Origin of the sequence: Streptomyces sp. AM 2-1-1 (genome assembly GCF_029167645.1) — a bacterium.
Classification (GTDB): Bacteria; Actinomycetota; Actinomycetes; order Streptomycetales; family Streptomycetaceae; genus Streptomyces.
Genome location: NZ_CP119147.1, coordinates 4,466,798 through 4,478,899, shown reverse-complemented (window position 1 = coordinate 4,478,899; position 12,102 = coordinate 4,466,798). Strand labels below are relative to the sequence as shown.

At 75.4% G+C, this 12,102-nt stretch carries 8 protein-coding genes; 1 reads left to right on the top strand and 7 read right to left on the bottom strand.

From position 1 onward, the window contains the following. Nucleotides 1–127: 127 nt before the first annotated feature. The 5 genes from manA to PZB77_RS19645 all read right to left on the bottom strand — a co-directional run bounded on the left by manA (nt 128) and on the right by PZB77_RS19645 (nt 5,035). Nucleotides 128–1,291, bottom strand: a complete 1,164-nt coding sequence (gene manA / locus PZB77_RS19665; RefSeq protein WP_275493925.1) for a mannose-6-phosphate isomerase, class I — start codon at nt 1,289–1,291, stop codon at nt 128–130. A gap of 265 nt (nt 1,292–1,556) precedes the next feature. Beyond that, a complete protein-coding gene (locus tag PZB77_RS19660; protein ID WP_275493924.1) occupies nt 1,557–2,708 on the bottom strand; it encodes an SIS domain-containing protein in 1,152 nt (383 codons plus the stop codon). 108 nt (nt 2,709–2,816) lie between these two features. After that, a complete protein-coding gene (locus tag PZB77_RS19655; protein ID WP_275493923.1) occupies nt 2,817–2,999 on the bottom strand; it encodes a Trm112 family protein in 183 nt (60 codons plus the stop codon). Nucleotides 3,000–3,188: 189 nt separating this feature from the next. Further along, nucleotides 3,189–4,553, bottom strand: coding sequence for a phosphomannomutase/phosphoglucomutase (locus PZB77_RS19650; protein WP_275493921.1), 1,365 nt, complete (start codon nt 4,551–4,553; stop codon nt 3,189–3,191). A 104-nt stretch (nt 4,554–4,657) separates the two neighbouring features. After that, nucleotides 4,658–5,035: a DUF3499 domain-containing protein gene (locus PZB77_RS19645; RefSeq protein WP_275493920.1), complete on the bottom strand. Its 378-nt coding sequence runs from the start codon at nt 5,033–5,035 to the stop codon at nt 4,658–4,660. 354 nt (nt 5,036–5,389) lie between these two features. On the opposite strand from PZB77_RS19645, the gene PZB77_RS19640 reads away from it, so the two are divergent. Next, nucleotides 5,390–5,818 carry a metallopeptidase family protein gene (locus tag PZB77_RS19640; RefSeq protein WP_275496134.1) on the top strand — a complete coding sequence of 143 codons (429 nt, stop codon included), beginning with the start codon at nt 5,390–5,392 and terminating at the stop codon, nt 5,816–5,818. A gap of 78 nt (nt 5,819–5,896) precedes the next feature. Here the strand turns inward: PZB77_RS19640 and PZB77_RS19635 are convergent, their stop codons facing one another. Beyond that, nucleotides 5,897–7,450 carry a DUF5719 family protein gene (locus PZB77_RS19635; RefSeq protein ID WP_275493919.1) on the bottom strand — a complete coding sequence of 518 codons (1,554 nt, stop codon included), beginning with the start codon at nt 7,448–7,450 and terminating at the stop codon, nt 5,897–5,899. Then, the gene (locus PZB77_RS19630) at nt 7,447–11,343 is read right to left on the bottom strand and encodes a glycosyltransferase family 2 protein (protein WP_275493918.1); all 3,897 of its coding nucleotides are present in this window, start codon (nt 11,341–11,343) and stop codon (nt 7,447–7,449) included. The genes PZB77_RS19635 and PZB77_RS19630 overlap by 4 nt, the downstream gene beginning before the upstream one ends. Between the last annotated feature and the right edge of the window lie 759 nt (nt 11,344–12,102).

The window sequence follows — 12,102 nt, the reverse complement described above, 5'->3', positions numbered from 1 at the left end:
GTCGGCGCGCACACGGATCGGTGCGCGCCGTGGAGCCGGTGCACATTCTCGTCGGTGCGCGCCGGTCATCGCGGTACGGCCGCCAATTGTGGCAGCCCTCGGGGCGGCCGCCGGGACGGACGGTACGTCAGGCCACGACGGTGGCGCGGAAGAGCGTCCCGTTCCCCGACGCTTCGACCGTTTCGCCCGCCGGTACGAAGACCGAGCCGCCCGGGGCGAGGTCCAGCTCGCCGGTCCGCAGCGCGCCGGCGGTGCACAGCAGGATCTGCGGGGTGGCGGCCGTCAGGTCGACCGGGGCCGCGCCGGGCGAGACGTCGAACCGGGAGAGCCGGAACTCGTCGACCGGGGTCTCGTACGGCTCCTCGCCGGAGGGGGACGCCTCGGGGCGCAGCACTCCCGGCTCGGTCGCCTCGAAGCGGACCACGCGCAGGAGTTCGGGTACGTCGATGTGCTTGGGGGTGAGTCCGCAGCGCAGGACGTTGTCGGAGTTGGCCATGATCTCCACGCCGAGGCCGTCGAGGTAGGCGTGCGGGACGCCCGCGCCGAGGTACAGCGCCTCGCCCGGCTGGAGCCGCACGTGGTTGAGCAGCATCGCGGCGAGGACGCCGGGGTCGCCGGGGTAGTGGCGGGCGATCGCGGCGTAGGGGGCGTGCGGACCGCCGAGGCGTTCGGCGGCCTCGGCGGCTTCCGCGACGGTGGCGGCCATCTCCTCCGGGTCGGCGGTGAGGATCGCGGTGAGGACCTCGCGCAGGGCCGCTTCCTCCGGGTGGGCGCGCAGCAGGTCGGCGTACGGCTTGAGGGAGTCGACGCCGAGGGCATCCAGCAGCTCCGCGGCTTCGGTGGGACGGCGGAAGCCGCAGAGGCCGTCGAACGGGGTGAGGGCGCAGATCAGTTCGGGCTTGTGGTTGGCGTCCTTGTACGTGCGGTGGGGGGCGTCGATCGGAACGCCCCGGCTCTCCTCGTCGGCGAAGCCGAGCCGGGCCCGGGCGAGGTCGGGGTGGACCTGGAGGGAGAGCGGGGCTCCGGCGGCGAGGAGCTTGAGGAGGAAGGGGAGGCGGGGGCCGAACTTCTCCACCGCGGCGGCGCCGAGTTCACCGGCGGGGTCGGCGGCGATGACCTGGTCGAGCGGGAGTTCGACGCCGGCTCGGGTGAGCAGGGACGGCGCTCCGGGGTGGGCCCCCATCCACATCTCGGCCTGCGGCTCCCCGGTGGGCGGGGTGCCGAGCAGCTCGGGGATGGCCGTGGTGGAGCCCCAGGCGTAGGGGCGCACGGTGTTGGAGAGCCGGTCCATGGAGTCGTCCTCGGGCTTTCGTGAGATGGGGCAGGTGAGGCAGGTGAGGCAAGTTCGACGGCCGGGGTGGGAGGGGCGTTCCCGTACGGCCCCGGCGCCGGCGCCGGCGCCGCGGTCGTGGACGGGGTGACGTGGCCCTCTTCGCCCCCCCCCCCCCCCCCGGTTTTGCTCCGGTCTCCGGTGGAAAAGAACGCTCCGGTCGTGTCGGGCGGTGTCGTGCGGGGCGGGGCCGTGTCGGTACGGGTCGTGTCAGCAGCCGTCGGGGTCAGCCGAGGTCGTGGGCGCCCGGCGGCTCGGCGGCGAGCGAGAGGTAGACGGCGGCGAAGTCGGTGACGGCGAGGAGTTCGGCGAGCGCTTCGAGTTCGCCGCCCTCGTCGGGTTCCAGTTCGCTGATGGCCGTGTCGTGGCCGAGGGCGAGTTCGCGGGCGGCGGGGGCGGCGGTCAGGCCGCCGGTGGGCCGGTCGCGGAGGAGGACGACCCGGGCGCGCAGCGCTTCCGGCTCGTTCACGCGGTCGCGGAAGAAGTCCTCGGGGTCGGCTCCGGCGGCGAAGTCCCCGGCGAGCAGGGCACCGTGCGAGGGCAGCGCCTCGGGCAGGGGCGCGGTGAGCGCGGGACGGCCGGCCAGCTCGGCGAGGACGGCGGCGAACCGGCGGCCGACCGGGCCCGCCGCCTCGCCCTCGGTCCAGACCAGCGGCAGCGTGTCGGCGAGTTCGGCGGCGAGGGTCTTGGCCGGGTTGCCGTACGTGGCGATGGCGGGGCCGCAGCGTGCGGCGGTGCGGTCCAGCCGGTCGGCGACCTTCTGGAGGTCCTCCTCCGACGCGGCCACCAGGCCGACCCGGTCGAGCAGGGCGAGGAGCGGGGTGAGCAGCGCCCAGAGGGTGCCGGGGCCCGCCGCCGAGGTCTCGGCGTCGTACTCGCCGTGCGGGGCGGCTGCCATGGGGACGAGGAGCCCGTGGGCTCCCTCGACGGCCTCGCGCAGCGGGGAGCGGGTGGGGGCGACGGCGACGACGGAGCAGCCGCGCCGGTAGGCCTGTTCGGCGAGGAGCCCGAGGCCGGGCTCGGAGCCGTCGGCGGTGGCGATGAGGAGCAGGTCGACCGGGCCGGCCCAGCCGGGGAGGGTCCAGCGCAGCGCCCCGCCGGCCGGGGCGACCCCGGTGGGACGGATACGGATGACCGGTGCGGCGGCTCCCGCGAGGGCGCCGATGATGTCGGCGACCCCGGCGGCGGCGGTGCCGGGTCCCGCGACGAGGACGGCGCGGGGCCTGCCTTCGGGGGTCAGCGCCCCGACGCCGGCCTCGGCCGTGTGCAGGACGGCGGTACGGACCCGCGCGCCGGCCTCGGCGGCCCCGCGCAGGAGCCCTCGGCGGTCGGCCCTGGCCAGGGCGTCCGGGGCGTCGAGCAACGTCTCGTCGAGCATGGCGGTGGGCCTCCGATCACCGTGCGGATCAGGGTGCGGGTGCCGGGCGCGGTCGCGGGCCGTCGTCGCCGGGGGTCCCGGCGGCGGCCGTACGGGGCCGGCGTCCCGTCACGCGGGGCGGCGGGCCTCGTCGACGAGGAGCACCGGGATGCCGTCGCGGACCGGGTAGGCCAGACCGCAGTCGGCGCCGGTGCAGACCAGCTCGGGGCTGTCGTCGGCCGTCCGGTCGTCGAGCGGGGAGTGGCACGCCGGGCAGGCGAGGATCTCCAGAAGGCCGGCTTCGATCGCCATGGGGCGGGTCCCTTCGAACATGCGGGTGTGCTTCGCGCGGTTGGGGCGAGGCAAGCCTACCGCCGGGGTGCGGGGGCGGCGGTCCGGCGGGACCGGTCCCCGACGCGCGACGCCCGCCCGGGGTCCGGCTGCCCGGCGGCCGTCCGGCCCGGCACGGCGCCGGCTGCGGGGCTGCGCCCGGATCAGGGGCTACGCCCGGATCAGGGCCAGCGCCGCGTCCCGTACCTCGGTCATCGTGGCCCCGTCGCGGGCTTCGACGTTCAGCCGGAGCAGTGGTTCGGTGTTGGAGGCGCGGACGTTGAACCACCAGTCGGCGGTGGCGACGGTGAGGCCGTCCAGTTCGTCGAAGGCGACGTCCTCCCGGTCGCCGTAGGCGGTCCGGATCGCCGCGAGGCGGCCGGCCTGGTCGGCGACGGTGGAGTTGATCTCGCCGGAGCCGGTGTAGCGGTCGTAGGAGGCGAGCAGCGCGGAGAGCGGGCCGGACTGTCCGCCGAGGGCGGCGAGGACGTGCAGGGCAGCGAGCATGCCCGTGTCGGCGTTCCAGAAGTCCCGGAAGTAGTAGTGGGCCGAGTGCTCACCGCCGAAGATCGCGCCGTGCTCGGCCATCTCCGCCTTGATGAAGGAGTGGCCCACGCGGGTCCGGACGGGGGTGCCGCCGTTCTCGCGGATGACCTCGGGGACGGACCAGGAGGTGATCAGGTTGTGGATGACGGTGCCCTTGCCGCCGTTGCGGGCGAGTTCCCGCTCCGCGACGAGTGCCGTGACGGCGGACGGCGAGACACCGGCGCCGCGTTCGTCGACGACGAAGCAGCGGTCGGCGTCGCCGTCGAAGGCGAGGCCGAGGTCGGCGCCCTCGGCGAGGACGCGGGCCTGCAGGTCCACGAGGTTGGCCGGGTCGAGCGGGTTGGCCTCGTGGTTGGGGAAGGTGCCGTCGAGCTCGAAGTACATCGGTACGAGGTCGAGGGGCAGGCCGGCGAGGACGGTGGGGACGGTGTGGCCGCCCATGCCGTTGCCCGCGTCGACCACGACCTTGAGGGGCCTGATCGCGGTGAGGTCGACCAGCCCGAGGAGGTGGGCGGCGTAGTCGGCGAGGGTCTCGCGTTCGGTGAGCGTGCCCTTGGTGGCGGCCGGTGCGGGCGCTCCGTCCTCGGACCACCGCTCGACGAGGGTGCGGATCTCGGTGAGGCCGGTGTCCTGGCCGACCGGCGCGGCACCGGCCCGGCAGAGCTTGATGCCGTTGTACCGGGCCGGGTTGTGCGAGGCGGTGAACATCGCGCCGGGCAGGCCGAGGGAACCGGAGGCGTAGTAGAGCTGGTCGGTGGAGCAGAGGCCGATCAGGGTGACGTCGGCGCCCGATGTCTGCGCGCCCCGGGCGAAGGCCCCGGCGAGACCGGGCGAGGAGGGGCGCATGTCGTGGCCGATGACGATCGCGTCCGCGTCGGTGACCCGGACGAAGGCCGCCCCGAAGAGTTCGGCGAGCGACTCGTCCCACTGGTCGGGTACGACACCGCGTACGTCGTACGCCTTCACGAGCTGCGACAGATCAGCAACCACGGCCGGTCCTCCTGGGGTCTGGGCTGAGCGCCCAAACTACCCGGCCGGAGTACACCGCTACGGCCCCGCCCGTCGTGGGGAGCCGGGCGGCCGGACCCGGTGCGTCAGGAGTCGGGGGAGCGCAGGACCCGCAGGTGGCCCCGGCGCGCCACCTCGACGGGGTCGGCGGTGCGCGGACCGCGCCCGGCGCCGTCCTGGCCCCGGTCGTGCGGTCGGGCGGCCTCGCGGACCGCGTTGGCGAGCGCTTCGAGGTCGTCGGCGCTGTGCCGGGTGGGCGTGGAGGAGTCGGTGAGCCGGACCACCTCCCAGCCGCGGGGCGCGGTGAGGCGCTCGCCGTGTTCGGCACAGAGGTCGTAACAGTGGGGCTCGGCGTAGGTGGCGAGCGGGCCGAGGACCGCGGTCGAGTCGGCATAGACGTACGTCAGTGTCGCGACGGCAGGGCGGCCGCACGCGGTGCGCGAACAGCGACGTACAGGGCTCACGAGGTTGGACGGTACCGCACTCTTGAGCGGGCTGCGACGACTCTCCCCCCGCTCGGGCCACCGTGTCGTCAAAGCCCCGTGCCCGCCGCGGTTCTCCCGCCGGCGTTCCCGCTCCGGAACCGAGGGGAGAGCGGCTGGTCACGGCGGTTCCGTTTGTGTGGGCGTGTGGGCGTCCCGTGGTGAGCGGGAGGGCGCGGAGTGAGGGTCCGGCGATCGCGGGTGGGCCGGAAGTCACTCAACCTTGGCCGAAAATCTGGGGCGCGGAAGCTCTCCGGAGAACGCGCCGGGGACGCGTGGCCGTCCCGGGGCCGGGCGACGGGCCGCCCGCACCCGGAGGGTTACGCTGCGTCGGTGATGGACAGTCCCGTACCTCCGCCCACTCCCGACCCCCGGCCCCGGCGCCGCGACCGGCACGGCCGGGGCATGCGCGGGCCGTTGGCGCCTCCGCAGGTGCCGCTGTCGGTGAGCCGCGCGGAGACCTTCCGCGACCTCGTGCAGGACTCGGTGGAGCGCCTGGAGCGGCGCTGGCCGCAACTGGCCGAAGTGGACTTCGTGGTTCTGGAGGTACCGGCGACGGCCGAGGACACGGTGCCGCTGGGTCGCGCGGTCTCGGCGACGAAGGGGCAGCCCGCGCAGATCATCGTCTACCGGCGGCCCGTCGAGATCCGGTCGAAGAGCCGCGACGAGCGGGCGCTGCTGGTGCACGAGGTCGTGGTGGAGCAGGTCGCGGAGCTGCTGGGGCTCTCCCCCGAGTCCGTGGACCCGCGGTACGGGCAGGAATGAGCCCTGCCCGTACCGCCGGCGTGCCTGCCGTCGTGCCTGCCGCCGTCGTGCCTGCCGCCCTCGAGCGCCGGCGGCTGATCAGTCGTCCAGGACCGTCAGGTCCTGCACCGCGGCCGGTACTTCCACCGTGCCCCGGTCGTCCGGCAGGGTCTGCACGGTGAACATCCGCACGCCGTCCTCCGGGAGCGCGAGCGTGCGGGCGGCGTAGACCGGACCGCCCGACACGGTCTCCACCGTCAACGCGTACGTGCCCTTCAGCCCGGCGGGGACGGGCGGGCTGAACGCGAGCGTCGTACCGCCCTTGACCGTGTAGGACTTGACGGTCTGTTCGCCGCCCTCGCTGCCCGCCGAGGCGGTCACCTTCACCTGGGCGGTGGCGCCGGGCGCGACGAGCGAGAGGGTCGAGCCCTTGGCACGGTTGTCGGCGACGCTCGCCCGCGCCGCTACCGGCCGGGTGGCCGGGATGTACGCGATCTCCTGCGAGGAGCCCGTACCCCGCACCACCCGCAGCGCGGCCACGATCGGGGTGGACCGGCCACCGTCCGACGGCGTCAGCCGCAGCGAGCCGGGCTCCTCGCGGGTGACGTTCTTCAGGTCGACACCGGCGGTCATCCCGGACTTGAGGTGCAGGGTGTCGTTGCCCGCCGGGGAGAAGGTCGCCGACTTCCCGGCCAGCTGCACCTGGAGGTCGGCGTCGTCCTCACCGGGCGCGAACGCGATCAGCCGGACCGAGGTGGCGTCGGCGGGGATGCCGGGCATGACCACGGTGGCTGCGGGGTCCGCGGAGGCGGTCAGCCAGTCGCTTCCGGCGTCCTCCTCGGATCCCCGGACCACCGCGCCGACCCGGCCGCTGCGGGTGGTGACGTGCGCGGTGACGTCGTCGACGGCCTGCTCGGTGAGGGTGGAGAGCAGCATCGCCACGCTGGAGCGCGCCGGGACGGTGATCCCGTCGCCCACGTCCGCCTTGAGGTCGCCGTCCGGCCCGAAGAGCTGGATGTCGGCGACGGCCGCGCTGTCGTCCGGGTTGGTGAGGTGGATGTAGTCCTGCTCCTTCGCGGCGGTGCTGACCCCGGGGAACCAGAATTCCGTGTCGGGCGCGGTGCAGCTGACGCCGAGCAGCCCGCGGGTGGTGCCAGCGGTGACCGAGGTGGTCTGCTGCGTGCTCCAGCCGGGGGCGAGCGCGCCGGTGGCGGTGCCGACGAGCGCGGGGGCGTCGCCGCCCTCCGCTTCGGCCGTGACGGGCTTCCCGGGCTCCTTCAGAGCGACGACCGGCTTCGCGGCCTTGCCCGCGCCGGCCCGGTCGGTCTTCTCCGTCGTCCCGTTCTTTCCGGGCTTCTCGGGCTTCTCGGGCTTCTCGGTGGCGGTGTCGGTGGTGGGCAGGGCCTCGGTCAGCTCGGCCGCCGACTCCCCGCCCGCCCCCTTCCCGGCCGGGGTGAAGGAGGTGTACGCGGTGGCGGCGAGCTCGGAGTCGCTGGGCGCCGGGCAGAGCAGGCTGGACCGCTCGACGGGCAGCCGGGAGGCGGCCCGGGCCTTCTCCGGTGCGGTGTCGCCGGGCGCGTTGAGCGCGGCGAAGCCGGTGACGGCGGCGAGGGCGACGGCGCCCGCGATGAGGGACAGGGGTGTGGACTTCACTCGGACTCGCCTCGCGATGCGTTACGGGTCTGCCACGGCGCCTGGTCCGGGGCGTTCGGGTCGACCTGCTCGTCGGTGTCGGGGACGCCGTACTGCCGGCCCGCGTAGGGGTCGTACGGAGCCTGGGTCTCGTAACCCTGCTGCTGTTGTTGCTGCTCCTGCTGCCCGTAGCCGTACGGGTCGTAGACGGGGATCTGCGGCGGGTACTGCTGCTCCGCCTGCTGGTACTGCTCCGTCGTGTACGGCTCCGCCGGGTACTGCTCGACGGAGCCGTACTGCCCGGTCCCGTCCTGGTCCTGGGCCGGGTACTGCTCGGCCTGGTAGGGCGGGTAAGCGGCCTGCTGGTACTGCTGCCCGTCCCACTCGGCGTACTGCTGCTGCGGGATCGCGGCGTACGAGCCGTCCTCGGCCGGAGCCTGGGCGTACGAGCCGTCCTCGGCCCGCGCGTCGCCGTACGAACCGTCCTCCGCCTGCGGGGTGTACGGACCGTCCTCCGCCTGCGCGGGGGCGTACGGCTCCGGGGCGGCCGGGGTGTTCCCGGCGAAGCCGCCGTCCGTCCCGGGCTCGTCGGACGGCGTCCGCGGCTCGGCGGAAGCGGCGGCTGCCGCCGCTTCCGCCTCGGCGGCGGCGCGGAGCCTGCGGGCCCGGCGGCCGTCGCCCTCGGCCGCCTCCGCGGCGGCCGCGGCCTCGGCCTCGGCGTCCTCGGGGAGGTCGTCGTCGATCTCGCGGCGGCGGCCCGGCAGGGCCATGACCACCAGGACGACGACGAGCCCGATCTGTGCCCAGATCCACGCGGAGTGCGTGAGTGGGGTGTCGTACGTGAGGTCGAACCGGCCGCCGTTCGCGGGCAGTTCGAAGCCCTGTGCCCAGCCGTCGACGGTCTTGCGGGTGAGCGGCTTGCCGTCCAGGGTGGCGAGCCAGCCGGGGTCGGCGGCGTCGGCGAGGCGGAGCACCCGGCCGTTCTCGCCCGCCGGGACCGTGGTGTGGGACTCGACGGGTCCCGAGGGGACCGCCACTCCCTCGGCGTCACCGGACGCCGGCACGATCATGACCCGGGCCGCCTCCTGGTCCACCCGCCAGAGCGCGCTGCCGTCGAGCTGACTGAGGCGGCTGAGTCCGGGGGTCGCGTCGAGCACCCGGCTCATCTCGCGCGGAGCGCCGTCGCGTACGAGGACGTACCGCACCGCGAAACCGCTGAGCTGGTGGCCCTGGTCGGCGCCGGAGCCTGCGACCAGGTTGGCGACGACCTTGTCGAGGGGGCCGCTGCTGCCGGCCGCCCCGGTCAGCTCGGCGTCGCCGAGCCGGGCGCCCGAGCCGCGGACCAGGGTGTACGAGACCGAGCCGGCCGAGGTGCCGCCGAGCACGAGGGTGCGCGGCTGGTCGGGCGTACCGCTCTCCTCCGCGACGAAGGCCGGCACCTGCACCGGGTCGCGACGCTCCAGCGGCCCGGAGGCGCCGCCGGCCATCCAGCCGAGAGCGGCGAGGACGGGTGCGGCGGCGGCGGCGAGGGCGATCAGCGCGGCCACCGGCTGCCGCCAGCCGAAGCTGAGCGCGGCGACCCGGATCCGCGCCCCGTCCGCGCCGAGCAGGGCTGCGGTGATCAGGGCGGCGCCGTAGACGAGGGTGGCGGGACCGGCCCAGGTGGTGCCGTTGACGAGGCCCGCGAAGAGCAGGCCGGCGAGGGCGGCCGCCCAGGAGGCGTGGATCGCGGTCCGGCGTTCACCGCGCAGCAGGGCGGCGAGGGCCGCGAGGACGATGCCGAAGAAGAGGACGGAGCCGGTGCCGTTGGGGCCGCCGGGGCTGAGGGAGAGCAGATCCACCGCGGACGCGGTGCCTTCACCGAGGTCCCGGCCCGCCTCGCGCAGCAGGTCGGACGGGCTGCTCAGCAGGGTCAGCGACCAGGGTGCGAGCACCAGCAGAGGGGTGCCGACGGTGGCGACGAACCGGAGGCCGTACGCGGCGAGGTCCCGGCGGCGCAGGGCGAGGACGCCCACCCCGAGGACGACGGCGAGCGGCCACACGACCGGGGTGAACGCGGTGGCGAAGGTGAGCAGCAGGGTGAAGGCCCAGGTGGCCCGCCAGCTGCCCCGGGCCCGTCCGTCGCCCCGCAGCCCGTGGGCCAGGACCGCGGTTCGGGCCATCAGCGGAAGCAGCACGGCGAGCACGGCGGTGCCCACCCGTCCGGTGGCGAGTGCACCGGTGACGGCCGGCAGGAAGGCGTAGGCGACGCTCGCCCAGGCCCGGAGCAGTCGCGACTCGATGAGCGGCCGGGACGCGAAGTACGCCGTGAGTCCGGCCAGCGGCACCGAGCAGACGAGCAGCACGGTGAGGGCGAGGTTGGTGGATCCGAAGAAGAGGGCCGCGAGCGCGGCGAGCACGCCGAGGTAGGGCGGGGCGGCTTCGGTGGACCCGGTGACGACCGGGTGCCAGCCGTCGGCGAACCGTCCCCACAGGTCGGACACGGAGCCGGGCGCGGGCAGCAGGGCCCCGCCGGCGAGCGCGCCGCCGCCGAGCAGGCCGCGGCAGGCGAGCAGCGAGACGAGGAGCAGCAGGGCGAAGAGGACGGGGCCGGGCTTGCGGCCGATCCGCTTGAGCCGGGCGAACTGCTCGATCTCCAGGAAGTCCGCGTCGTCGCCGCCGGGTCCGGACTCGACGGCTCCGTGCCGGGAGCCGCCGGCGGCGTCGGCGTCGGCGCGGGTGCCGAAGTTGCCGGCGACCTGTTCGACGGTGGCGCGGACGGTGGCGCCGGGCGGCGGGAAGAGGGAGCGGAGTTCGGCCGGGTCGACGGCGCCCTTGCCGCGGGCGCGGCGGGCGGCCATGATCCTGCCCGGCCGCAGCAGGGTGCCGACGAGGCCGGTGACCTCGTCGAGCGCCTGTCCGGGAACCTTGCCGACGAGGTAGGCGAGGGTGCGGAGCAGGGTGCCGACGACGAGGCGGAGCAGCACCCAGGGGAGCTTCTTGACCGGGCTGTTGACGAGCATCGCGTAGACGGCGCCGGCCTTGTCGACCCGGTGCGGGCCGACGACCGAGCGTCCGGCGCAGTCGATGGGGCGGCGTTCGCGGGCGGCCGCTTCGGCGTGCCGCAGCACGGCGTCCGGGGCGACGAGCACCCGGTGGCCGGCCAGGTGGGCGCGCCAGCAGAGGTCCACGTCGTCGCGCATCAGGGGGAGCCTGCGGTCGAAGCCGCCGAGCTCTTCCCAGACGTCGCGCCGCACCAGCATGCCGGCGGAGGAGACGGAGAGGACGGTACGGACCTGGTCGTGCTGGCCCTGGTCCTGCTCGCGCCGGTCGAGCGCGGTCCAGCGGCGGCCGCTGTTGGCGATGGAGACGCCGACCTCGAGCAGTTGGCGGCGGTCGTACCAGCCGCGCAGCTTGGGTCCGACGATCGCCGCGTGCGGGTCGGTGTCGACGACGCGCAGCAGTTCGCCGAGCGCGTCGGGCTCGGGCGCGCAGTCGTCGTGCAGCAGCCAGAGCCACTGGACGGGTTCGCCGTACGGGAGTTCCGGCAGGTCGTAGGTGTCGTCGCGCCAGGTCCTGGTGACGGGGTCCCAGCCGCTGGGGCGCTTGAGGTACGGCAGGTCGTCCGCGGTCAGCACGCCGGCGGTGCGTACCGCTTCCTCCACGGCGGCGCCGAAGCCGGTGCGGCGCGCGAGGTGCAGGACGCGGTCGCCGCCCAGCGCCTCGGTGACGAGCCGCGCGGAGTCGTCGGCGCTGCCGGTGTCGGCGGCGACGGCGTTCTGTACGGGGCGTTCCTGCCCGAGCAGCCCCGCGAGCGCGTCGGGCAGCCAGCGCGCGCCGTCGTGGGAGACGAGCACGGCGGTGACGACGTGCCGGGGGAATTCGGGGGCGGCGGCGGCCGCGTTCGGCGCCGCCGGGTGACTCTGCACGGACATCGAGGTACGGGCCCTCCGGCCGGGTTCCGGGGGCGTTCCCCCCGGTGAGGCTGCATCGGTGTACACGCGCGCCCCGGCGGGGCGTTGGCGCGTCTCGGACGGGGCCCCACACTAACGGTACGGATCGCGGGCGGTGGCGCCGAGCGGGTGAAACCCGGGCCGTACCCCGCGCGGCGGGGCGCCCGGGAAGCGGGCCGCGCAGCCGCCGGCGCGGAGGCCGGACCGCCCGGCGCCGTTCTCCGTACTCCCCCGCTGCGGCGGGTGGGAGAGGGCGTCGCCGCTCGGGACGGCCGGTGCGGCGGCGGGGCCGGCGGCGGGGCGGACGGACCGACGGCCCGCGGCGGCCCCCGGCGAGGGGCACGGACCACGGGCCGTCGGTCCGGTCCGGGAATGGTGCGAGGGGCCGTACGGGAAGGGCGACGGGCCGCAGGGCGCGGGGCGCCCCACTGCGGGAGCGGCGCGGAGCAGGCGGTACGACGGGGTGGTGGAGGGGGACGGAGCGGACGGAGCAAAGAGACGGAGGTGCGGCACGGGGGACGGCCTGCCGACGACTGGACACCGTGCGGGTGCGGGCCGGGCACCACGCCATGAAGGGCTGCGGTTCAGGGGCGAGGCCGCCGGGCCGTCAGTCAGTGCGTCGGGCGGTCAAGGCCACCGGGCGCTCAGAGCACCGGACGTTCAAGGCGTCGGGCGTTCAAGGCACCAGGCGTTCATAGCACCAGGCGTTCACGGCGTCAGGCGCTCGGAGCACGGGGTGTT

Bases quoted from the DNA above. Each gene is read 5' to 3' on its own strand.
- PZB77_RS19640 (WP_275496134.1), top strand. From the start codon at position 5,390: ATGGACAGTCCCGTACCTCCGCCCACTCCCGACCCCCGGCCCCGGCGC.
- PZB77_RS19655 (WP_275493923.1), bottom strand. From the start codon at position 2,999: ATGGCGATCGAAGCCGGCCTTCTGGAGATCCTCGCCTGCCCGGCGTGC.
- PZB77_RS19660 (WP_275493924.1), bottom strand. From the start codon at position 2,708: ATGCTCGACGAGACGTTGCTCGACGCCCCGGACGCCCTGGCCAGGGCC.
- manA (WP_275493925.1), bottom strand. From the start codon at position 1,291: ATGGACCGGCTCTCCAACACCGTGCGCCCCTACGCCTGGGGCTCCACC.
- PZB77_RS19630 (WP_275493918.1), bottom strand. From the start codon at position 11,343: ATGTCCGTGCAGAGTCACCCGGCGGCGCCGAACGCGGCCGCCGCCGCC.